The 22347-nt window shown below is 60.6% G+C and carries 17 protein-coding genes, 1 pseudogene and 1 riboswitch; of the genes and pseudogenes, 8 read left to right on the top strand and 10 right to left on the bottom strand.

The annotated features are described in order from the left end of the window. Positions 1–320 precede the first annotated feature (320 nt). The 6 genes from IE095_RS18530 to purD all read right to left on the bottom strand — a co-directional run bounded on the left by IE095_RS18530 (position 321) and on the right by purD (position 10356). Positions 321–2546 (bottom strand): calcium-binding protein, encoded by a 2226-nt coding sequence (locus IE095_RS18530; protein ID WP_189409716.1) that lies wholly within the window; start codon positions 2544–2546, stop codon positions 321–323. A 340-nt stretch (positions 2547–2886) separates the two neighbouring features. Further along, a complete protein-coding gene (locus IE095_RS01535) occupies positions 2887–3999 on the bottom strand; it encodes a calcium-binding protein (RefSeq protein WP_189409715.1) in 1113 nt (370 codons plus the stop codon). A gap of 147 nt (positions 4000–4146) precedes the next feature. Next, the gene (locus tag IE095_RS01530) at positions 4147–5805 is read right to left on the bottom strand and encodes a calcium-binding protein (protein ID WP_189409714.1); all 1659 of its coding nucleotides are present in this window, start codon (positions 5803–5805) and stop codon (positions 4147–4149) included. A 128-nt stretch (positions 5806–5933) separates the two neighbouring features. Beyond that, positions 5934–7181 carry a calcium-binding protein gene (locus tag IE095_RS01525; RefSeq protein WP_189409713.1) on the bottom strand — a complete coding sequence of 416 codons (1248 nt, stop codon included), beginning with the start codon at positions 7179–7181 and terminating at the stop codon, positions 5934–5936. A 102-nt stretch (positions 7182–7283) separates the two neighbouring features. Beyond that, complete coding sequence (locus tag IE095_RS01520; RefSeq protein WP_189409712.1) at positions 7284–8927, bottom strand: calcium-binding protein; 1644 nt, start codon at positions 8925–8927, stop codon at positions 7284–7286. A 151-nt stretch (positions 8928–9078) separates the two neighbouring features. Beyond that, positions 9079–10356, bottom strand: a complete 1278-nt coding sequence (gene purD / locus IE095_RS01515; RefSeq protein WP_189409711.1) for a phosphoribosylamine--glycine ligase — start codon at positions 10354–10356, stop codon at positions 9079–9081. Between the two features lie 211 nt (positions 10357–10567). Here purD and xseA point away from each other — a divergent pair, with 211 nt between their 5' ends. Next, positions 10568–12124 carry an exodeoxyribonuclease VII large subunit gene (gene xseA / locus IE095_RS01510; protein ID WP_189409710.1) on the top strand — a complete coding sequence of 519 codons (1557 nt, stop codon included), beginning with the start codon at positions 10568–10570 and terminating at the stop codon, positions 12122–12124. Between the two features lies 1 nt (position 12125). Here xseA and IE095_RS01505 read toward each other — a convergent pair whose 3' ends face one another. From IE095_RS01505 to IE095_RS01495, 3 genes are read right to left on the bottom strand one after another with little or no spacing between them, the layout of a single operon-like run. After that, positions 12126–12530, bottom strand: a complete 405-nt coding sequence (locus IE095_RS01505) for a hypothetical protein (RefSeq protein ID WP_189409709.1) — start codon at positions 12528–12530, stop codon at positions 12126–12128. Further along, the gene (locus IE095_RS01500) at positions 12523–12924 is read right to left on the bottom strand and encodes a hypothetical protein (RefSeq protein WP_189409707.1); all 402 of its coding nucleotides are present in this window, start codon (positions 12922–12924) and stop codon (positions 12523–12525) included. Before IE095_RS01500 ends, IE095_RS01505 begins: the two co-directional genes overlap by 8 nt. A 54-nt stretch (positions 12925–12978) precedes the next feature. Beyond that, positions 12979–14022: an alkane 1-monooxygenase gene (locus IE095_RS01495; protein WP_189409706.1), complete on the bottom strand. Its 1044-nt coding sequence runs from the start codon at positions 14020–14022 to the stop codon at positions 12979–12981. 102 nt (positions 14023–14124) lie between these two features. On the opposite strand from IE095_RS01495, the gene ftsY reads away from it, so the two are divergent. The 5 genes from ftsY to IE095_RS01470 all read left to right on the top strand — a co-directional run bounded on the left by ftsY (position 14125) and on the right by IE095_RS01470 (position 19121). Continuing rightward, positions 14125–15093, top strand: coding sequence for a signal recognition particle-docking protein FtsY (gene ftsY, locus IE095_RS01490; protein WP_189409705.1), 969 nt, complete (start codon positions 14125–14127; stop codon positions 15091–15093). Continuing rightward, entirely contained in the window at positions 15090–16016 is a 927-nt protein-coding gene (locus tag IE095_RS01485) for a hypothetical protein (RefSeq protein WP_189409704.1), read from the top strand. The genes ftsY and IE095_RS01485 overlap by 4 nt, the downstream gene beginning before the upstream one ends. Next, positions 16009–16617, top strand: a complete 609-nt coding sequence (locus IE095_RS01480) for an inner membrane-spanning protein YciB (protein ID WP_189409703.1) — start codon at positions 16009–16011, stop codon at positions 16615–16617. The genes IE095_RS01485 and IE095_RS01480 overlap by 8 nt, the downstream gene beginning before the upstream one ends. A 102-nt stretch (positions 16618–16719) precedes the next feature. Beyond that, positions 16720–17442 carry an OB-fold-containig protein gene (locus IE095_RS01475; protein WP_189409702.1) on the top strand — a complete coding sequence of 241 codons (723 nt, stop codon included), beginning with the start codon at positions 16720–16722 and terminating at the stop codon, positions 17440–17442. A gap of 62 nt (positions 17443–17504) precedes the next feature. After that, on the top strand, positions 17505–19121 hold the full coding sequence (locus IE095_RS01470) for a flotillin domain-containing protein (protein ID WP_189409701.1): 1617 nt from the start codon (positions 17505–17507) through the stop codon (positions 19119–19121). 122 nt (positions 19122–19243) lie between these two features. On the opposite strand, the gene IE095_RS01465 is transcribed toward IE095_RS01470, so the two are convergent. Then, on the bottom strand, positions 19244–19933 hold the full coding sequence (locus IE095_RS01465; RefSeq protein WP_189409700.1) for a glutathione S-transferase N-terminal domain-containing protein: 690 nt from the start codon (positions 19931–19933) through the stop codon (positions 19244–19246). A gap of 40 nt (positions 19934–19973) precedes the next feature. Beyond that, positions 19974–20051: riboswitch (SAM riboswitch) on the top strand. 40 nt (positions 20052–20091) lie between these two features. Between IE095_RS01465 and metZ the strand changes: the two genes are divergently transcribed. Together metZ and folE2 are read left to right on the top strand one after the other, a co-directional pair. Next, on the top strand, positions 20092–21273 hold the full coding sequence (gene metZ, locus IE095_RS01460) for an O-succinylhomoserine sulfhydrylase (RefSeq protein ID WP_189409699.1): 1182 nt from the start codon (positions 20092–20094) through the stop codon (positions 21271–21273). 109 nt (positions 21274–21382) lie between these two features. Then, positions 21383–22318: pseudogene (gene folE2 / locus IE095_RS01455) on the top strand (GTP cyclohydrolase FolE2); the annotation flags it as partial. Positions 22319–22347 lie beyond the last annotated feature (29 nt).

Raw genomic sequence — 22347 nt, 5'->3', positions numbered from 1 at the left:
CGGCAAAATTAAGTCAGAAAAAAGGCTAAGGTAAGTATTTGATATTAAACATCTATCGCTTTATGGTGGATTGAAATGAAAGAAAATACACGCAAGGCGACTGCCATTCGCTATCTCGCAGGCCCCATCCACCGAATCTGGTGTCACCCAAGACCGCAAATCCCGATGCGCTGCGACTTGCGTATCACAAAAATACACAAACGATAATGTAGACAAAGGTCATAGAAAGGTTGTCGCGCCTTCTGAAACAAAACAAAAGGGCCGGGGTATTCCCACCCCGGCCAGTTTCTTGCCTGTCTGCCTTGTATTTTGGTTCGTGCTTAAAAAATGAAATCGTCCAAAGTCAATGCGCTCCGATTGCTGATGATCAACACCCAATCGGCTTGGCCATCCCCATCGACGTCTCCCGACAGTCGCCCAGATGACTGCACGTAACGCAATTCTCCGGCCTTGCCGGTAAAATCCTCATCGCCCAAGAACCGCCCGCCCGCCATGAATGCCAGCTCAATGCGATCAGCGCCTTGGCCGAAATCGGTTATGGTGTCGCCATTTGCCTCTTCCGCGCTGGCGAAAACAAACCGATCCGTGCCCTGGCCGCCCGTCATCGTATCGGCCCCAAGACCGCCCAGCAGCACGTCGCGCCCCAAGCTACCGAAAAGCCGGTCTGCCCCGTCTTCACCCTCCAGCCTGTCAGCCCCGGCCAGCCCCGCCAGAACATCGGCCCGGGATCCGCCCGCCAAAAGGTTGGAAAGCCCGTTGCCGGTTCCCTGAAACTCGCCAAAACCGCGATAGATCAGATCCTCGATCCCCGCAGCCAAGACATGGCTGCTCAGGATTGTGACCACGCCATCCCGTCCTTGACCGGCCTGCTCGACGACACGATCCTCGGCCGAACGCACATAATAGACATCATCCCCCAGACCGCCGATCATCAGATTGCGGCCTTCGCCACCCTCTAGGCGGTCATTGCCCGCCCCACCAATCAGCGTGTCATGCCCCTCGTTGCCAAAAAGGCTGTCGTTGCCCGCCCCACCGTTCAGGGCATCGTCCCCGATCGAACCCTCGATCCGATTGCCGTCCTCGTTGCCGCTAACCGAGGCCCCGTCACGGTTTAGGATTTTCACTTGCTCGATGTTATCATCCATCCGGTAACGGGCACCTGTCACCTGCACCACATCGACGCCCTCATCGTCTTCCTCGATGATCTGTGCGCCAAGCCCGTCCACCACATAGGTGTCATGACCTTCGCCGCCCGTCAGCGTATCCAGACCGCTGCCACCGACCAGCTTGTCATTGCCCATCCCGCCCGTCAGCACATCGTCGCCCGCGCCACCCACCAAGGTTTCACCGCCGTCGCCTGCGACCTGCTCGACCGGCATTTGCCGGGGGTCAAACATTTGCGCCTTGATCTGCGCGTCTTGGCCCGACGCCGTGCTGGTCCAGCTGATCACAAACCGACCATCGGCCAGCACCGCAATGCTGACATCCAACTGCTCGCCACCCGTCAGGCTGTTCACCAGAAACGCCTCGCCACGGACACTGCCATCGGCGTTGAATACCTGCGCGCGGATCGCGCTGCCGCTGGCATCGTCCTCGGCGGTTTGTTGGTCACGCCAGGCGATGACAAAGCCACCATCGGGCAGGGCGCTGACAGCCGCCTCGCCTTGCTGGCCCAGAAACGCCCCGTTCACCAGAATCTCGCCCCCGATCTTTTCTCCTTGTGGCGAAAGGATTTGCGCCACGACATCGGTGCCCGAACCTGCGCCCCGCTGGCCGCTGTTGTCGGACCAGGTCACAAGAATGTTGCCATTGGCCAGTGTCGTCACCGCCGGATCAAACTGCGCGCCGTCCGTCGTCGAATTGATCCGAAGGTCGGCCCCCACGGGCTGCCCATCCACCCCGATAAATCTTGCGCGGATCCCCCCATCGTCATTGGCGCCGGTGTCTTCCATCCAGACCACAAACAACCGCCCATCCGCCAAAAGCGTGCTGGCCGGATCGACCTGATATCGTTGGCTGTTCACCGGCACCAGCATATCATTGCCCAACGGTTGACCGGCCGAGTCAAAGCTGCGGCTCACGATTTCATAGGGCGACTGGTTGCCGTGGTTTCGTGCATCTTCCCATGCCACCACAAAGCCACCATCCGCGCTGGCCGTGACGGTCGGGTCAAACTGCGTGTGCTTGCTGACTTGGCTGACAATCTGGCTGGCCCCCAGCGCGTCGCCCTCGGACGACAGGATCTGCGCATAGATATCCCAGCCGCTGCCGCCCTTGTTGCTCAGGGCCTCTGTCACCACCACGATCCGCCCATCGGCAAGCTCGGCCAAGGCCAAATGCGCCCCGGTCGAACCCGGAATATTCATCGGCGTCAGGGCCTCGCCCTCGGGTGTCCCATCCGCCGCATAAAATTGCAGATGCACCGCATCTTCGACCCAAGCCACCACATAGCGCCCATCGGCCAAGGCCAGAACCTGCGAGGCTGCGGCAAAGGGGCTTGGGGCCGAAACCGAAAATTCAATACCGTCACGCAGCGGGGTGGTCATGGCAAAGCTCTTCGTGCGGGGCCGTTGGGCGGTTCTGTCCAAAAGGGCAGGGCGCTGATTTGGCCGAGTTTATTTGTGGCGAATTTGAGGCATGACTAGAGGTCGCGGTGACGTGGGTCAAGCGTCTCGTCAGGCAAATAGCGGAAATTACGACAAAATTGGGGCTTTGAGTTTCGCAGGGCGAAACAAAAATCACAAGATCAACGACTGTCGATTGGGCGTGCTATAATTCGATCCGTTGAAAATTGGACCTGCCCAAATTGTGGCGCAATTTTGTCAGCGCAGCTGCACCGATTCGAAAGCCCCAACCGACCGACAGGCCGGATGGGGCGGAAAGCCTTTACAGGATCAGATCACCAGCGGTCAGCATATTGGTCTGAACATAGATCTTCCAATCGGCCTTGCCGTCGCCGTTCACGTCAGCGATCAGGCTGATCGGTGAGCCCGCCTTGCCCGCCACAATGCGCAGCTCTGCCCCATCACCGGAAAATTTCGCCGAGCCGATAAAATCCGCCCCGTCCATAAAGCCAGACAGATCAATCTGGTCGACCCCATGGCGAAAGTCCGTGATGCTATCCACCGCCCCCTGAAAGGCTTTGGCAAACACAAAGACATCGGCCCCTGTGCCGCCTTCCATCATGTCGACGGCATGACCGGCCACCAGAACGTCCTGACCCACGCCGCCTTTCAATGAAACGATGCTCTCTGTCCCTTGACCTAGCGCTGAAACCAGCCGGTCGTGGCCCGCCCCACCGGAAAGCGTCAGCGGACCGCCCCCTGTGCCCCGCAGCACGTCATCCCCGGCCTGACCCAGAACCGTGATGGTCCCTGCGCTGGCGTTCCCCTTGCCGATCGCTGCAAAGTCATCGCCTTCGCCCAGCCGAAGGTCGGCATTGGCCTCAACCGCAGTGGCGCTCACCTCAAAGGCCAGTCGCACCACGTCGTCGCCCGCCCCCGTAAGAGTCAGAAGATTATGGGTCTGCGAAAGCCCAATGCGCAGATCAATCAGGTCGTCGCCCGCGCCCATGTCAAGGGTTGTGTTCAACGCACCTTCGGCACCAGTCTGAATCTGGCCAATGGCGATGTCATCCCCATCGCCCCCATCGATCGTCAAGATCGATGATTGATCGCCCGATGCCCCTTGGGCATCCAGAACAAAGGAGTCATTCCCCGTTCCGCCATTCAGTCGAATCTCTTGCCGCGCGCCGCTGACGGCCAGCAGGTCATCACCTGCACCACCCAGAATTTCTGCCAAGGAACCGATATTATCGCCCAACATCGCGCCGATGGTGTCGTTCCCATCGCCACCGTCGATATCCAGTACGTCGGTGCCGACGATGTAGATCAGATCGTCCCCCGCCAGCGCCAGAACCGCAATCGCATCTGCACCATAGCTGCCGGTCAGCGTATCATTGCCCGTCGTTCCGCTCAGTGTCACTTCTGCCAATTTCATTCCCCTCAGGATGTGCCATTCCAAGATCGCTTTGAAATAGCGTTGCGATCTTAAGAAATTAACCGTGCCGGACGCTATCCGGCGCGGTTGCATTAGTCAAAGCGACTTTCGCAAAAATTGCGACCGTCATTTGCTTTTCGGCCAAGTCTACAGAATGAAATCTGCCGCCGTCAGCCCGACCTTGTTCATCAGCGTCAAACTGAAATCCGCCTGGCCATCCCCTTGCAGATCGACCGACAGCACCCCTGCTGCCTTGACATAGCGCACCTCGGCCCCGCCCTTGCCGCTGAACCCTTTCGCGCCAATGAACTTGCCGCCATCCATAAAGGCGGAAAAATCCAGATCGTCCACCTTGCTGGCAAAGTCGGTGATCTTATCACCATTGGCTTCGGCCGCGGTCAGAAAGACGAAATCGTCAGCCCCCTTGCCACCAGTCAACCGATCTTTGCCCAAGCCACCGGTGATCAAATCATTGCCCGCATCGCCAAAGATCTTGTCCGCCCCGCCTGCGCCCGCCAGCCAGTCGTTTGCCTTGCCGCCGCGCATCGTGTCGGCAAAGCCTGTTCCGACATAGTCATCCGGCTTTGCGCTGCCCTTGAGGGTAATCGCCTTGCTGCGCGGGTCAAAGATTTGCAGGTTCACATTGCCATTGCCGTCCCATGTCACGGCAAACCGCCCGTCGGCCAGCCCCACGATCTGCGGATTGCTGTGCTGGCCGGCAAAGGTCGTCTCGGCAATGAACTCGTCACCCCGCTTGCTGCCGTTGGCATTAAACACCTGACCGCGGATCGTATGGCCATCACCGTCCTCGGCCGAGGTCGCCCAATCAATCCAGACCGAGACAAACCCACCGTCCTTCAGTGCCGCCACCATCGGCTCATTCTGTGCGCCGCTCGTGCGGCTGTTCATCAGGAAGTCCTCGCCAAAGCGCGTGCCATCGGCATTGAAGATCTGTCCGACAACCCCGCTTATATCACTGTCGGTCACCGTTCCGCCGGCGATCTGGCCCGGCACCTGCCCGCCATTGTCATTCCAGACCACGACAAACTTGCCGTTGTTCAGGGCCACCACGTCTGGCCAGTATTCCCGCGCCGCAATCTCGGTCGGCACGATGAACTCGCCACCCAATTTGGTGCCGTCCGGCTTATACAACTGCGCCCGCACGGTGACAGAGGTGGTGTCCCCCGCATTGCGCCCCTCATCCGTCCACACCACCACCACATTGCCATTCTTCAGCAAGGTCATCTCTGAAAAGCGCTGCGCCCCGTTGGTCGAGGTGTTGACGACAATCTCACTGCCTTGCTTGGCTCCATTCGCCCCAAAGAATTGCCCCCGGATATCCATCGAGGCTGGCGTTGCCACCACCGAACTGTCGGTCCAGGTGATGAAAAAGCCGCCGTTCTTGGTTGCGGTGATGTTTGCATATTCCTGGCGGTTGATGCTGCTGCTGTTGGCCGTAAAAGTGTCGCCCACCGGCGCGCCCGACACGCTGATCACCCGGCCCTGAATGCTGCCATTGTCTGTGTCGCTGGCCGTGTCATCCATGCCCGACCAAGTCACGGCAATCTTGCCGCCCTTTAGCTCCACAGCATGAATGTCGCGGATCCATTCTTCGCTGGCCGCGCTGACGGTGAATTCTGCACCGACCTTGCGACCGTCGGCACGAAACTGTTGGCCCTTCACCGCCCCATCGTCCTCCCAGAACATCATGAAACGACCGCCAGAAAGGGCGATGATCGTGCCGCCCGAGGCGTCCTCGCTGCTGTTGACAATAGTTTCGGTGCCAAAGGGCAGGGGGCCGGGCATGGGATATCCTTGTTCTGAATGGGGCAGGGGCGTTTGGCCCCGCGCAATTGCGGCGGGATTTAGGCAGCGTTAACGTTATCGGTAAATGCGACCATAGTCGGAATTGACCATGGTCGCTTTCGGCAACGTTACAGGATGAGATCGCTGGCGGTAATCTGGGCTTTGTTGGCAATCGTCAGCGTCCAGTCGGCCACGCCATCGCCGTCCACATCGCCCTGCAACAGACCCTTGCTGCGGTCATAGCGCACTTCGGATTCGCCTTCGTTGCCAAAGGCGCGCGCGCCGATAAACGTCTCTGTCTCGGCCAGATTGCGCAGGTCGATCTTGTCGCGCCCATGTTCGAAATCGGTGATCCGGTCGCCCTTGATGCCGCTGATCAGCACTTCATTTGTATCAAACCAGTTGTTCGCAAATACAAAGCGATCCGCCCCTTTACCGCCCGTCATCACATCCGCCCCAAGATAGGCCTGGAACTCATCCGCCCCGTCGCCACCCTTCATCACACTGCCGCCCCCACCGCTTTGCAGCGTGTCATTGCCAAGGCCGCCCTCATAGACATCCAACCCCGACCCGCCGCGCAGCAAATCGTTGCCCTCGCCACCCTGCATCGTGTCGCGGTCAAAACTGCCGAACAGGCTGTCATTGCCCTTGCCCCCGATCAGCAGGTCATTGCCATATTCGCCGTTCAGATCATCGTTGCCGTTGCCGCCGTCGATGCGGTCATGGTTTGCACCGCCCGAAATCATGTCGGACCCGTCATCGCCGAACAACGTGTCCTTCATATAGTCGCCAAAGATCATGTCGTTCCCGGCATCCCCATGCACCAGATAGGCCCCCTCCATCGTATAGATGTTGTCGTTGCCGGCCCCGCCACTCAGCGTGACGTGACCCTGATAGCCGTTCAGCGTATCGTCCCCCGCGCCGCCAAAAACGGCGTCGTTCCCGTTTCCGGCATAAAGGAGGTCATTCCCCAGACCGCCAAACAACTTGTCATCGCCATTCCCCCCGAACAGCGAATTGTTGCCGTCGTTGCCAGTCAGCACGTTGTTGCCCGCATGGCCCCAGATGTTCAGGTTCAAAAGGCCGGTCAACTGGGCGTTTTCGACAAAGCTGGTGCCATTCAGGTAATAGGCCACCGTGTCCATATAGATATCGACAAGGCCACTTCGGATCAGGTCCGTCCCGCCATAGGCATCTTCCTGAACAATGTCCTGCTGCGACTGAATGACATAGACATCATTGCCCAACCCGCCAATCAGCGTGTCAAGGCTGGCACCGCCGATCAGCGTGTCATCCCCGCCAAGGCCAAGCAGCGTATCCCCCGCGGCGCTGGCGGTCAGCTTGTTGTTCTTTGCGTTTCCGGTTTGCAGGGGCATGAAAGAGCTCGCTCGTTTGAAATGTGGCTTTCTTGGGGCGAGTATCTGGGATTGTTCTCAAGAAAATGCCAGCCCCATTTGGGGCTGGCGCAGGAATTCCCTTCAGAACAGGAAATCGGCCACAGTCAACGCCGCTTTGTTGACCAACGTGAGCGTCCAATCCGCGCGACCATCGCCATTCAGGTCACCGCTCAACAGGCCTTTTGATTTCTCATAGCGTATTTGATCTTCGACGCCTTTCTTAAAGGCTGCGCTGCCGATATAGCGCCCGCCCTCCATAAAGGCGGACACGTCGATTTTGTCGACGTTCCGCTGAAAATCCTTGATCCGGTCGCCTTTGGCATGGGCGGCACTTGCAAAGATGAAATGGTCAAGGTCCGCACCTCCAGCCAGTTCGTCCCGACCCGCACCCCCAAAAAGGCGATCGTCGCCTGATCCACCAAACAAACGATCCGCGCCGGTGCCGCCAAACAGAAAATCGTCGCCATCGGCGGCAAAGATTTGATCGCTTGCGCCAAGACCCGCAAGACTGTCGTCCCAGTCGGTTCCAAGCAGCTTGTTGATCGCCGCATCCCCACGGATGTTTTTGCCTTCCATCGTGACGTCGAAAATTTGGCCGCGTATCGCGTCCGAAGAACTGTCCCCGGTGGCCCCGCTATAGTCACTCCAAGCGATCAGAATCCGGTTTTCATCCAACACCGTTATGGTGGGCTCTTTCTGACTTTCCATCGTAGAGGTGTTGACAAGAAACTCATCACCCTGCCGCGTGCCATCCTCAAGGAAAACCTGCGCGCGGATCGCATAGCGCGACGTATCGCCCCCGCTCCAGCTATAGTCCTGCCAGACAATGACAAACCGACCGTCCGGAAGAACCGCGACGACGGGCTCGATCTGCGAGTCGTCGGTCGTGGTGTTGACCAGAATCTCGGAACCAATGGCGGTGCCATCCGGTGCCAAAATCTGCGCCTTTATCGAGGCCAGCGATGCATCCCCGCCTGTCAGACTCAGATCTTGCCAGACAACGATCATATTGCCATTCGCCAGCACTTGGATATCCGGTTGCAATTGTGGCAACGGGATTGTGGCGTTGACCACCCATTCCGACCCAAATTTGCTGCCATCCGCATTGAAAACCTGCGCCCGGATATCGGCCCCTTCCTGATTGCCTGCTGTCATGCTGTAATCGGTCCAGACCGCCACGAACTTTCCATCCGCCAACCCGACAAGCGCAGGGTCCATCTGATGTCCTGTCGTCGTGGTATTGACCAAAAATTCGCTGCCGGACGGGCTTCCGTCGGCCGAAAAGATCTGAGCACGAAGCGCATAGCTTGCGGCATCATCCGCAGACCGGCTGTTGTCGACCCAAGCAATCGCAAAGCCACCATTTGCAAGTTTCGTGACGACCGGGCTGCTTTGAAGCCCTGCGGTGGTCGTGTTCACCAAAAATTCGGTGCCTTCAGGACTGCCATTGCTGTCGTAAATCTGGGCTCTTATGCCTGCGCTCGATGCATCGCCGCCCATCTCGCTGCCATCAAAATAGCAGATGATAAAACGTCCATCATCAAGTGCCGCCAGTTTGGGTGAACCTTGCGAATAATAGGTTGTCGAATTGACAAGAAATTCATTTCCGGACCGTGAGCCATCCGCGTTGAAAATCTGCGCTTTGACCCCTGCAAAGGATCTGTCTGCGCCCGAACCGCTCCAGTCTTCCCAGGCGACGACAAAACGACCGTCGGTCAGTGTCACGGCGGTTGGCGTGTTCTGAGAATTGTTTGTGGCAGAATTTATAAGAAACTCAGTTCCAATCTTTAAGGGCACCGACAAAATGAAGTCCTTTCCTGATTTGTTGGGGGGGTATATCGGGCAAGCCGGCAGCGCGCAAGCAGGGGTTGTTTGCTTATGCGTTATCTGCCGACAGCGCCCGCCAGCCGATATCCTTGCGGCAGAAGCCCTCGGCCCAGTCGATCCCCTCGACCATGCGATAGGCCATTTCCCGCGCCTCGGCCAAGCTTTCGCCCCGCGCCGTCACATTCAGAACCCGGCCTCCGTTCGCTGTCACCAGGCCGTCATGCGCCTTGGTCCCGGCATGAAAGACAATGTGACGGCTGTCTTCGGGCAGGGCCTCCAACCCCTTGATCACGCTGCCCTTGGCATAGTCACCCGGATACCCCCGCGCCGCCATCACCACGGTCAAGGCGTGATCCTCCGCCCAAGACACTCGTGCCTGATCCAAGCGCCCTTCGGCTGTCGCCAACAGCAGATCCAGAATCTGCCCCCCCAGCCGCATCATCAGAACCTGACATTCCGGGTCGCCAAAGCGGGCATTGTATTCCACCAACCGCGCCCGGCCATTCTGGATCATCAACCCTGCGTAAAGCACGCCCTGATAGGGCATCCCCTGCGCCGCCATTTCCCGGATCGTCGGCAGAACAATCTCGGCCATCGCCTGATCCTGCAAGGCCTGCGTCAGCACCGGGGCAGGGGAATAGGCCCCCATCCCACCCGTATTCGGCCCCTTATCCCCGTCATAGGCGCGCTTGTGGTCTTGCGCCGTGCCAATCGGCAGGGCGTTCACCCCATCGGTCAGCACAAAGAACGACGCTTCCTCGCCTGCCATGAATTCTTCAATGACAACCTCAGCCCCCGCCGCCCCTAGCGAGCCGCCAAACATATCGTCAATCGCGGCCAAGGCCTCCTCCAGGGTCATGGCCACCACCACGCCCTTGCCCGCCGCCAGCCCATCCGCCTTGATCACAATCGGCGCGCCTTTCGCCGTCACATGATCCCGCGCCGGGGCTGCTTCAGTAAACCGCGCCCAAGCCGCCGTCGGTGCCCCGCAAGCGTCACAGATCGCCTTGGTAAAGGCCTTCGACGCCTCCAACTGCGCGGCCAACGCCGAGGGTCCAAAGGTCAAAATCCCCGCCGCCCGCGCCGCATCGGCCACGCCCGCCGCCAAGGGCGCTTCCGGCCCGACCACCAGAAAATCAATCGCCTGTTCCGCACAAAGCGCCACCACGGCCGCCCCGTCCAGAATGTCGATCTCGGCACATTCCGCGATCTGCGTGATGCCTGCGTTGCCCGGGGCCACGATCAGCCGGTCGCATTTCGGGTTCTGCTTCACCGCCCAGGCCAAAGCATGTTCCCGCCCGCCTGATCCCAGAATAAGAATGTTCATCTGCGCCCCCATTTTCCGTTCTGTCGGGACATAAAGCAGCCCCAACCCCAAGGAAAGCACCGATCCCCCATCTTTTCTTCAAATACATCCTCGGGGGAGGGAACGCAGTGACCGTGTGGGGGCAGACAGTCCCCACCGGGGCGCGCGGGGGCTCGATGCCCCCCAAGCCCCGCCTCTGGCGCAACCGCAATTCATATGCGAAAACCCGTCCATGGACCTTCTCGACGACACCCCCGAACCCCGCAGCAATCAACCCGAATTCACCGTCTCGGAACTCTCCGGCGCGGTCAAACGGGTGATCGAGGGCGAGTTTGGCCTTGTCCGGGTTCGCGGTGAGGTGGGTCGCGTCTCGCGCCCCGCCTCCGGCCATCTCTACTATGACTTGAAAGACGACCGTTCTGTCATCGCCGCCATCACTTGGAAGGGGCAGGCGGGCAAACTGGCCGTCATGCCCGAGGAAGGGATGGAAGTCATCGCCACCGGCCGCATGACCACCTTTCCCGGTCAGTCGAAATACCAGTTGATCATCGAAGACCTCGCCCCCGCCGGCGCGGGCGCGCTCATGGCCATGCTGGAAAAGCGCCGCGCGGCCCTGAATGCCGAGGGTCTGTTCGATCCCGCCCGCAAAAAGCCCATCCCCTACCTTCCCCAGGTCATCGGCGTCGTCACCTCACCCTCGGGCGCGGTCATCCGCGACATCCTTCACCGCCTGCGCGACCGCTTTCCCCGCCATGTCCTGATCTGGCCTGTCCCCGTGCAGGGCGAAAAATGCGCGCCCGAGGTGGCCGCCGCCATTCGTGGCTTTAACGCGCTGGAACCCGGCGGTCCCATTGCCCGCCCCGATGTGATCATCGTGGCCCGTGGCGGTGGCTCGCTCGAAGACCTTTGGGGTTTCAATGAGGAAATCGTCGTCCGCGCTGCCGCGGCCAGCCGTATCCCCCTGATCAGCGCCGTCGGCCACGAAACCGACACGACCCTTATCGACCACGCCGCCGACCGCCGCGCGCCGACCCCCACCGCCGCCGCAGAAATGGCCGTGCCCGTGCGCTTGGAACTGCTGGCCACGCTGGACAGCCTTCAGGCGCGTCTCATGCAGGGCGTCGGTCGCGGCGTCATGCTGCGCGGCCAGCGCCTGCGCGATCTGGCCCGCGCGCTTCCCCGGCCCGAGGCGCTGACCCAATCGGCCACGCAGCGCCTTGATACCGCCGCCTCCCGTCTGGGCGGCGCGCTTTCCCTTGCTGTCGTTCGCAAGCACCGCAGCTTTGACGCCTTGGCCGCCAAGATGCAGCCCAATGCCTTGCAAACCATGCTGGCCCGCCGGGGGGCCGCCTTGCAGGATCAGTCCACCCGCGCCAAGGCGCTGCTCGACCGTCGCCTCGACCGCGCCCGCGACCGGCTGCAAAGCCTGTCGGCCCGCCTTGCACCCACGCTCACCAACTTGGCCGCCCGCAGCGCCCGCGACAATACCCGCCAGCGCGAGGCGCTGGAAAAACTGGCGCAACGCCTTGATGCCGCCCCGTCCCTTCGTCTCAAATCCCTGTCAGAACGGCTCGACCGGCTCGACCGCATGCGCCAGACGCTAGGCCATCATGAAACCCTGAAACGCGGCTTTGCCGTGGTCTATGCCGACGGCCAAGTCGTCACCAGCAAAGCCGCGGCTGAAAAGTCCAGCCATCTGGAAATCGAATTCCAGGATGGCCGCCTTTCGCTTTCCCCGCGCCCGCCGCGCAAGGCCAAGGATGCCCCCGAACAGGGCAGCCTCTTTTAGCCTAAACCCCCACATCCGGGCCCAGACAGGCCAGCTTTTGGGTTGAGGGGCGCATCTGATAAAGCAGCGAATCCGCCGGATCGCTGGTCGGCCGCCCGGTCAGGGAATCCGCCCCGTCCCGCCAGTAATGCCAGCAAATCTCACCCATCCGCCCTTCGTAATTAAAACAGATCGCCCCGTCCCGCTCGTAATAGGTGCCGTCCACGCATTCATCGGCGGTGAACGCCCAGCGCACCGTCCGGTTCGGCAGATAGACCTCCGCTCCATAGGGATCACTTTGGCCCCAGTTGAAATGGTCCATCTTCCGGCCCGTCACCAGGGCATCAAATTCCTCGATCGTCAGCGGCGTCTCTTGCGCCAGCACAGGGCTGGCCAAAACCATCAAAAGCGCTGCAATCCTAAACACCGACTTCAGGCCCCGCGCAGGACAGGGGGTTCGGCGTCTTGCTGATCTCCATGATGAAGGTGCCCGCCGCATCCCCCATATAGGTGCCCGAGATCACGTCGCCTTCCTTGTAGAATTCCCAGCACTGCGCGACCCCGTCGTTTTCATAGACGAAACAGATCTGATCCTCCTGCTGATACCAGATGCCATTCACGCAGATATCGCCTTCAAACGCCCAGCGCACCTTGCGGCCCGGCAGGTATTGCTCAATCCCCAAAACCCCCGCGCCATAGTCATAGGTCAGGGTTTTTCCCGTCACATGCGCCTCAAATTCGTCGGCATTCAATGTGCCTTCGGCAAGGGCCCCAAGGGGCAGGGCGGCTATCGTCGCCGCCAGCAGGAAACGCGCAAGCATCTGTTTCTCCAATTGGTCGCCCTGATTGTGCCATGCGCCGTGGCGCGGGGCCAGTCAGGAAATCGTGTCCTCGGCCACGGCCTGCCAGCGCTTCAAATGCGGATGGATCATCCGCCGCCACAGGCGGGGCGAAAGCGCCACGGTGCAGCAAAAGGGCAGGGGCAGCGGCAGCATCGGGGCCTCGTCCCCAGCGGGCAGGCGCAGGGCCGGGTAGGGTCGTGACGGATGGGCATGGTGGTCGGAATGCCTTGGCGCGTTCAGCATGAAAGCCCCCGAAAACCAATGCGGCGCGTTCCAGCTATGCGCAACCCCCACCGGCTCCAGCCGCCCATCGGCCCGCATCCGACGTTGCAAACCATAGTGCTGCACATAATCCGACAGCAACAACTGCGCCTGCGCATGCAGCGCCAGACCGCTCCAGACCAGCACCCCCGCCCAACCCGCCAAGACATATCCCGCCATCAGCGAAAGGGCCGAGGCTAACCCATACCAAACATAGGGATGCACCGCCCGCCCCCGTGCCGCCTCAGCCTGAAAACCCTGCACAAAGGAACCGTGCCAAGCCCGCAGATAGAACCGATAAAACCCTTCCCCCCGCCGCGCCGAATTGGGGTCTGCCGCACTGGCGGCATGAATGTGATGCACCAGCCGATGCGCGCTCGCATGATGCCCGAACAGATGTGTTGCAAAGATCAGCGCCCCCAGCCGGAACAGCCAGCGATTCCCCCGGTGGATCAGCTCATGCCCCACCGCATTGGAAACCTGCCCCATCCACAGGCTGCACCCAAAGAACAGCGCGACCTTCGCCCCCGTCGAAAGCCCGCTTTCCCCCGCAATCGCCCAGACGGACAACGGCACACAAACCAGATGCGCCAGACCCAAAGCCACCAGCAAACCATTCGCCGCCGGAAACTCCGAACCTTCGGGCGCGTTCTCGGCCACAAAAGGCACCATCTGGTCCAACAAAAGCGCAAAGCCCGTCATATAAATCAAAGCCAAAACCGCCACCCAGCCCCCCGACAGCGATCCCCAAAGGATCAGCCCAGCAGGCAAAAGGGCGGCCAAGGCAAAGGCCAGAACGGGCAAAGGGCGCGACATGGCACAGGAATAGCATGGAACGGGCGATGAAAAACCCCCAAGGGGTTTTCGCGGGGCGGTAAATTGACTACTTGAAGGCAAACCCCTGACGAAAGCCCGCCGATGTCCTTTCTGAAAAAGCTGCGCGACCGGATGTTCCGCTCCTCGGACAAGATCGGCGAGGGGCTGGATGAACTCGTCGCCGCCGAGGCCCCGGCCCCCGGCCTTGTCGGTCGCCTGCTGGGGGGCGATGAACCCCGCCGTCTGGTCGATGACGCCCTATTGCAGGGGCTAGAGGATCTGCTGATCACCTCCGACATGGGCGTTGACACCGCCATGCGCGTCACGGCGAACATCGCCGAAGGGCGTTTCGGCAAGCGGGTTTCAACCGCTGAAATCAAGGCCGCACTCGCGGAAGAAATCGCCCGGATCATGACCCCCGTCGCCCGCCCCCTGCCAATCTATCCCAAACGCCCGCAGGTGGTGCTGGTCGTGGGCGTCAACGGCTCGGGCAAAACCACGACCATCGGCAAACTCGCCAGCCAGTTCAAGGCGGCGGGAAAATCGGTGGTCATTGCCGCAGGCGACACTTTTCGCGCGGCGGCCGTCGAACAATTGCAGGTCTGGGGCCAGCGTGCCGGTGTGCCGGTCCTCACCGCCCCCGAAGGCAGCGATCCCGCCAGCCTTGCGTTTGAGGCAATCACCAAAGCCCAGAACGAAGGGGCTGACCTTCTGCTGATCGACACCGCAGGCCGCTTGCAGAACCGCGCCGATCTGATGGAAGAACTGGCAAAAATCGTCCGGGTCATCCGCAAGAAAGACCCCGATGCGCCGCATAACACCCTTCTGGTGCTGGATGCCACCACGGGCCAGAACGCCGTGACCCAGGTCGAAATCTTCCGCAAGATTGCCGATGTCTCGGGCCTTGTCATGACCAAACTCGACGGCACCGCCAAGGGGGGCGTTCTGGTTGCCCTCGCCGACAAATTCGGCCTGCCGATCCATGCCATTGGTGTGGGCGAACAGATTGACGACCTCGCCCCCTTTGACCCTGACGATTTCGCCAAGGCGCTGGTGGGGGTGCAGGCATGAAAAAATTGGCATTCCTTACCCTGCTCGCCAGCCCTGCCCAAGCTGATTGCGCGGGCGATTGGGCGGCCCTGTCGGGCGCATTGGAAAAGGCTGGCCTGACCGTGAATGTCGCGGCCCCGGCGGCGGAATGGGGCGGCTGGTGTTCAATCACTGCTCTCGACGTTCTGGCCCCCGGTGACTTTATCCCCGACTATTCCGCCAAATCCCTGAAATGGCGCGGCAAGGGCCTTTCCGGCCTTTACGCCTTTGACGCCCAGCCCGAACATCTTGAAATCGACCTCGACGATTTCCGCATCCTCACCAAAACCCCCGATCCCGTCATGACCTATCTCATGCGCGCCCAATCGGTGCGCGGCGCGATCGATCTGGAATTCGATGCCGACTGGAACCCCAGCCAGAAAACCTTGGAAATCAACACGCTGGAACTCGGCTTTCCCGGCGACAATGAAATCGCCCTTCAAGCCACCCTCACCGGCGTTGATCTCTCGGGCCGCAGCGCCATCATGGGCTCGGCCACCAGCTTTGCCCTGAACCGGCTGCAACTCGGCCTTGAAACCAACGGGCTGTTTGAAACCTATTTGCTGTTCCCCCTGTTCAGCACGCTCCTCAGCACCGAACAGCCACCCGAAACCCAGATGGCCGCGCTCAAAACCCAGATCAACAGCGGCATCGCCGCTTTGCCCGACACCAGCTTTCCCACTGAAACCAAGGCCTCGCTGACCGCAATGATCGACCAATTGCCCAACCCCTCGGGCACCCTGAACCTGACCATGACCTCTGACAAAGGCATCGGCCCGGCCCAGACCCTTCCCTTTATCCTGACGGGCGTCCCCCGCAGCGTTCAGGACCTTGCGCCGTTGTTCAACGGCATGAATGTGACGGCGACCTTTTCGCCCAGTGAACAAGAGGCGGATGATGACTGACCAACCCAACCATGCCAAGCTGAAGGCCGCCCTTGAATACGGCCCGCTGGTGGCCTTTCTGCTGGGTTACTTCCTGCTCAAGGATCACAGCTTCACCGTCGGCGGCACCGAATATTCCGGCTTTGTCGCCATGACCGCAGTTTTCGTGCCGTTGACGATCCTGTCCACCGCCATCCTGTGGAAGATCACCGGCAAGCTTTCCGTCATGCAGATCGTCACGCTCGCACTGGTTCTGGTCATGGGCAGCCTGACCATCTGGCTGAACGACGAACGTTTCCTCAAATCCAAACCCACCATCATCTACCTCTTCTTCGCGGTGCTTCTGGGCTTTGGCCTCTGGCGCGGCCAATCCTATCTGCGCTTGGCGATGGAGGCGGCCTTGCCCCTGACCCAAGAAGGCTGGATGATCCTGACCAAGCGCTTTGCCCTGTTCTTTCTGGCGCTCGCCATCGCCAATGAAATCGTCTGGCGCTTTTTCAGCACCGACACCTGGGTCTGGTTCAAATTTCCCGGCCTGCCGATCCTGTTGTTCCTCTTCATCATGTCGAATTTCAAACTGTTTGAAACCTACGCTGACAAATCCGAAACCCCGGAAAAGTGACCCCGCAACCATGCGGGGAAAATATTGGACAGGGCTTCTGTCCAAAGTCTTGAATGGGGGGTCGGCCGGGGCCATGTGATCGGTAACGGAAAGGTTATACCCATGTTTCAGGCTTTGCTTTCAACGCCCTATGTCCCCTTTGCGCTGGCCCTCGGCCTGCTTTTGGCGCTGCTCGGGCTGGAACTGATTGCCTTGGTTCTGGGCGGCTCGCTTCTGGGCAGCGCCGAGGCTGACGCCCCTGACATGGCCGGGTTTCAGGCCCAGTTTGACCTCTCTCCCGACGCCGAACCCGATGTCGGTGCCTTGCTTGAGGCGAGCGTCGCAATGGAAGCCCCCGATCAGGATCTGCCCGACGGCAGCGTCGGTTGGGCGGGGCTGATTGGGCTGGGCCATACCCCCTTTATGATCTGGCTGGCGGCTTTGCTCATGGGCTTTGGTCTCTCTGGCCTGATCCTGCAATCGGTCGTGCAAAACATCCTTGGCGCACCCTTGGGCACCACGCTCGCCGTCATCATTGCTGCCGCAATCGGCCTGGGCTTTGCCCGCACCTTCGCGCGGTTCTTCGGCAACCTTCTGCCCCAGATCGAAACCACCGCCACCAGCGCCCAGTTCATGGGTGGTTTGCGCGGCATCGTCACCCAAGGCACCGCTCGCAACGGCCAACCGGCCGAGGTCCGCCTGCGCGACCGCCACGGCAACACCCATTACCTGCGCTGCGAACCCTTCCGCGACAGCGATGTCATCCCGGAAGGCACCGAGGTTCTGACCCTGCGCGAACGTCTTGCCAAAGGCGGCTGGGGTCTGCGTATCCTGCCGCTGGAATAAGCGGCCCCGCCCAACCGACTTGGGCACAATTTGCAACAACTCAACAGAAAGGTCTGTCTTCGATGGAACCTATGTCCTTTGCCGTCATCATCGGCACAATCGTCGCATTTCTGCTGATCGTCGGTCTTGTGCTGGGGCGGCTTTACCGTCGCGCCACCCGCGAAATCAGTCTGGTGAAAACCGGGGCGGGTGGAAAGAAGGTCATCATGGATGGCGGCGCGATCATCATCCCGCTGCTGCACGAAGTGTCCCCCGTGAACATGAAAACCCTGCGGCTTGAGGTCAAGCGCGCGGGTGAGGGGGCCTTGATCACCAAAGACCGCATGCGGGTGGATGTCGGCGTCGAATTCTACGTCTCGGTCCAGGCGACCGAAGACGGCATTTCCCGCGCCGCGCAAACCCTAGGCGACCGGACCTTTGACGTGAACCAGTTGCGCGAAATGATCGAGGGCAAGCTGATCGACGGCCTGCGCGCCGTGGCCGCCCGTATGACGATGGATGAACTGCACGAAAACCGCACCTCTTTCGTGCAAGAGGTGCAGAATGCCGTGTCGAACGATCTGCTGAAAAACGGGCTGGAACTGGAAAGCGTCTCGCTGACCGCGCTGGACCAGACGCCCTTTGACGCGCTGGACGAAAACAACGCGTTCAACGCCGTCGGTATGCGCAAACTGGCCGAGGTGATTGCGACTTCGAAAAAGGAACGCGCCGAAATCGACGCCGAGGCTGAGGTTTCCGTCGCCCGCTCCGCGATGGAGGCGCAAAAGCAAAAGATGCAGATCGCGCGGGATGAGGAAGAGTCGCGCATCGCCCGGTCGCAGGAAATCGAAACCCTCAAGGCCGCACAGGATTCTGAGGTTGCCCGCGCCCGTGAAGCGGCGGAATCCGAGAAAGAGCGTGCCCGGATCAAGCGGGAACAGGAAATCCGCGCCGCCGAAATCGCCCGGGAACGGGCGATTGAAGAGGCCCAGATCACCAAGGAACGAGAAATCGAGGTCGCGAACCAGAACCGCCAGATCGAGATCAACGAAAAGTCCGAGGCTGAAAGCCGGGCGCGGGCGTCTGCCGATGCCGCGCGGGCCGAGGCGATCAAGGCGTCTGAGGCCATCGAAACCGCGCGGGCTGTGGCGCAGGCGCAGCGCGAAAAGGACATCGCGGTGATCGAGGCGACACGCGAAGCAGAGCGTGAGGCAACGAAGCTGCGGCTGACAGCCCAAGCAGAACGCGCCGCGGCGGTGGACCGTGCCGAAGCGCTGCGCGAAGAGGCGCAGGCCGAGGCCGACGCCCTGTCGATCCGGGCCGATGCGAAAAAGAAAGACCTGTTGGCCGAGGCCGAGGGGCGTCAGGCGCTGGCGAATTCCGAAAACACCCTGTCCAGCGAAATCATCGCCATGCGCGTGCAACTGGCCAAACTCGAGGCGATGCCGCGCATCGTGCAGGAAATGGTGAAACCCGCCGAAAAGATCGACTCGATCCGCATCAACCAGATCAGCGGTCTGGGGCAGGGCGGTTCTGCCGGGGGCGAGGGCCAGGGCAAGGCCCCGGTCAACCAAGCCTTCGACGCCATGCTGGGGGCCGCCCTGCAACTGCCCGCGATGAAGAAACTGGGCGAGGAACTGGGCATGAACTTTGATGAGGGTCTGTCGGGCGTGCTAAGCGAACCGGCACCCAAGGCCTGACGTCACCCCCACCCCTAACCCCTCCCCACAAGGGGGAGGGGAACGCGCTTTATCCCGAAGCGGGGCACTTGTTCGACGCGCCCCCCCCCCTGCGGGGGAGGGATGGGGAGGGGGGGCTTACCCTACCGCTTGAACAAAATCTCCTGCGCCTTGCGATCGGTCGAGGCATTGGGCCGTTCCGCCCCCACCGCCTTGCCCTTCACGAAAGCCGGGCGCGCCGCCAGTTCCTCCAGCCAGCGCTTGAAATGCGGCTTGTCCTCCAGCGTCTGTTCCTGCCGTTCCCAACCCATCGCCCAAGGCCAGATCGCCATATCGGCAATCGACAGAAAATCCCCCGCCGCATAGCGGTTCTTCGCCAACTGACGATCCAGAACCCCATACAAACGCCCCACCTCCCGCCGATAGCGGTCTTTCGGATAGGGCAGGTCATGCGGCGGGTCCATCGTCGGCGCATAATGCAGGAAGTGATGCGCCTGACCCGCCATCGGCCCGACCCCACCCATCTGCCACATCAACCATTGCTCCACCGAAATCCGTTCCCGCTCGGTCGATCCGTAAAACTGCCCCGTTTTCCGCGCCAGATATTGCAGGATCGCCCCGCTTTCAAAGATCGACACGGGCTGCCCATCCGGCCCCTCATCATCCACAATCGCCGGCATCCGGTTGTTCGGCGCAATCGCCAGAAACTCCGGCTTGAACTGGTCCCCCGCACCGATGTTCACATAATGCAGCCGATAAGCCAGCCCCATCTCCTCCAAAGCAATGGTGATCTTGTGGCCGTTCGGTGTGGGCCAGAAATGCAGGTCGATCATGATCTTTCCCTTGGTTGACCCGGCCTAGCAAAACTTCTATGCCTAGGTCCGTGGCGATTTGTATCCGGATTGCGGGCCACGTTAAACAAGCCGCTAAAGAGGGGAAAGGGCGTTTCGCGCCCCGGCTCTCTGGTCATCGGAAAGCATGGGGAACGACAATGACGAAAGACTGGAAAACCCGCACAAGACTGGTCCACGAAGGCAGCCGTCGCAGCCAATATGGCGAGATGGCCGAGGCGATCTTTCTGACGCAGGGTTTTGTCTATCCCACCGCCGAAAGCGCCGAGGCGCGGTTTGTGAAAACCGGCGACGACGAATTCATCTATGCCCGCTATGGCAACCCCACGACCCGCATGTTCGAAGAGCGCATTGCGGGGCTGGAAGGCACCGAAGACGCCTTCGCCACCGCCAGCGGCATGGCCGCCGTGTCGGGGGCCCTGATGTCGCTTTGTCGCGCGGGCGATCATGTTGTCGCCAGCCGCGCCCTGTTCGGCTCGTGCCTCTACATCCTCGAAGAGGTGATGCAGCGTTACGGCGTTAAGGTCACCTTTGTCGATGGCACCGATCTGGCGCAATGGCGGGCCGCCTGCGCCCCCGGCACCAAGGCGGTGTTCTTCGAGTCGATGTCGAACCCCACCCTGGAACTGATTGACATCAAAGCGGTTTCCGAAATCGCTCATGCCGCGGGGGCCCTCGTCATCTGCGACAACGTCTTTGCCACGCCGATCTTTTCCGATGCCGTGGCGCAAGGCGCCGATGTCATCGTCTATTCCACCACCAAACACATCGACGGTCAGGGTCGCGCCTTGGGTGGCGTTGTCTGCGGCACCACCGACTATATCCGCAAGACCCTTGAACCCTATATGAAACACACCGGCGGCAGCATGTCGCCTTTCACCAGTTGGATCATGCTGAACGGCATGGCCACCCTTGACCTGCGCTGCCGCGCCATGGCCGACAGCGCGCTCAAGGTCGCGCAGGCGCTGGAAGGCCATCCGCAGATCACAAAGGTCATCTATCCCGGCCTTGCCAGCCACCCGCAGCATCAGCTCGCGATGGAGCAACTGGGCACCGGCGGCACCCTTGTCACCTTTGAGGTCAAAGGCGGCAAGGACGGCGCTTTCCGCATGTTGAACGCCTTGGAAATCGCCAAGATTTCCAACAACCTCGGCGATGCCAAAACCATCGCCACCCATCCCGCGACCACCACCCACCAGCGCCTGCCCGATGATCAGAAAGCCAGCCTTGGCATCACCCCCGGCCTTGTCCGTCTTTCGGTCGGGCTTGAAGATGCAGACGACCTGATCGCCGATCTGAAACAGGGCCTCGCCGCAATTTGACGGTGATCTGCCGCCAGTGGGGTTGAAACCCTCACCGGCGGCCTATCTTTGGACAGAACCAAAGGGGACCAAGATGAACGTCAAGAATGATCAGGCCGCCGTGCCCGCCTATCCCGTCCTGTCCCGCGACTACCCCACAGATTTCCGCGCCGATCCCGCCTATCGCGCCAGCCTGCCCGATCTGCAAAACGGCCCTGCCAGCCTGATCGTCGGCGCGCGCAAGCGCATTCAGCATGTCGGCATTTCCAACTTTCGCCTGCCCATCCGTTATCGCACCCGTTCCGGTGGAGATAGGATGCTGGAAACCAGCGTCACCGGCACCGTCAGCCTTGAGGCCGACCAAAAGGGCATCAATATGAGCCGCATCATGCGCTCTTTTTACGCCCATGCCGATGAAACCTTTTCCATGGGCGTGATCGAAGCGGCGTTGCAGGATTATAAGCGCGACCTCGGTTCCTTTGACGCCCGCATTCAAATGCGCTTGTCCTTTCCGATGCAGGTTGAAAGCCTGCGTTCCGGGCTGAAAGGCTGGCAATATTACGACATTGCGCTGGAATTGGTCGAAAAGGCGGGCATTCGCAAAAAGATCATCCATCTGGATTACGTCTATTCCAGCACCTGCCCCTGTTCCTTGGAACTGTCCGAACACGCCCGCCAGACGCGCGGCCAATTGGCCACGCCCCATTCGCAACGTTCCGTCGCCCGCATTTCCGTGGAATTGCAGGATGGCCCCGTTCTGTGGTTCGAAGACCTGATTGAACTCGCCCGCGCGGGCGTGCCCACCGAGACGCAGGTGATGGTGAAACGTGAGGATGAACAGGCCTTTGCCGAGTTGAACGCCGCCAACCCCATCTTCGTCGAAGACGCCGCCCGCAGCTTTGCCGCGGCGTTGCAAGGTGATGCGCGGGTGGGCGATTTTCGGATTGTTGCCAGCCATCAGGAATCCTTGCATTCCCATGATGCGGTCAGTTTGCTGACAGAAGGCGAGACTTTTGCCAGCCAAAGCTTGGATCCGACTTTGTTTGAAAGTCTGGTCAAGCGATAGGTTTGCAAATAGTTTAAACTGACTTTCCA

The organism is Neogemmobacter tilapiae (assembly GCF_014652215.1).
GTDB classification, from domain to species: domain Bacteria; phylum Pseudomonadota; class Alphaproteobacteria; order Rhodobacterales; family Rhodobacteraceae; genus Neogemmobacter; species Neogemmobacter tilapiae.
Note: the sequence above shows the minus strand (reverse complement) of the source record. Positions and strands in the feature narration are given on the sequence as shown.

Excerpts from the sequence above, each read along its gene's own strand:
- IE095_RS18530 (WP_189409716.1), bottom strand. The coding sequence starts at position 2,546 with ATGACCACCCCGCTGCGTGACGGTATTGAATTTTCGGTTTCGGCCCCA.
- IE095_RS01535 (WP_189409715.1), bottom strand. The coding sequence starts at position 3,999 with ATGAAATTGGCAGAAGTGACACTGAGCGGAACGACGGGCAATGATACG.
- IE095_RS01530 (WP_189409714.1), bottom strand. The coding sequence starts at position 5,805 with ATGCCCGGCCCCCTGCCCTTTGGCACCGAAACTATTGTCAACAGCAGC.
- IE095_RS01525 (WP_189409713.1), bottom strand. The coding sequence starts at position 7,181 with ATGCCCCTGCAAACCGGAAACGCAAAGAACAACAAGCTGACCGCCAGC.
- purD (WP_189409711.1), bottom strand. The coding sequence starts at position 10,356 with ATGAACATTCTTATTCTGGGATCAGGCGGGCGGGAACATGCTTTGGCC.
- xseA (WP_189409710.1), top strand. The coding sequence starts at position 10,568 with ATGGACCTTCTCGACGACACCCCCGAACCCCGCAGCAATCAACCCGAA.
- IE095_RS01500 (WP_189409707.1), bottom strand. The coding sequence starts at position 12,924 with ATGCTTGCGCGTTTCCTGCTGGCGGCGACGATAGCCGCCCTGCCCCTT.
- IE095_RS01495 (WP_189409706.1), bottom strand. The coding sequence starts at position 14,022 with ATGTCGCGCCCTTTGCCCGTTCTGGCCTTTGCCTTGGCCGCCCTTTTG.
- ftsY (WP_189409705.1), top strand. The coding sequence starts at position 14,125 with ATGTCCTTTCTGAAAAAGCTGCGCGACCGGATGTTCCGCTCCTCGGAC.
- IE095_RS01485 (WP_189409704.1), top strand. The coding sequence starts at position 15,090 with ATGAAAAAATTGGCATTCCTTACCCTGCTCGCCAGCCCTGCCCAAGCT.
- IE095_RS01480 (WP_189409703.1), top strand. The coding sequence starts at position 16,009 with ATGACTGACCAACCCAACCATGCCAAGCTGAAGGCCGCCCTTGAATAC.
- IE095_RS01475 (WP_189409702.1), top strand. The coding sequence starts at position 16,720 with ATGTTTCAGGCTTTGCTTTCAACGCCCTATGTCCCCTTTGCGCTGGCC.
- IE095_RS01470 (WP_189409701.1), top strand. The coding sequence starts at position 17,505 with ATGGAACCTATGTCCTTTGCCGTCATCATCGGCACAATCGTCGCATTT.
- IE095_RS01465 (WP_189409700.1), bottom strand. The coding sequence starts at position 19,933 with ATGATCGACCTGCATTTCTGGCCCACACCGAACGGCCACAAGATCACC.
- metZ (WP_189409699.1), top strand. The coding sequence starts at position 20,092 with ATGACGAAAGACTGGAAAACCCGCACAAGACTGGTCCACGAAGGCAGC.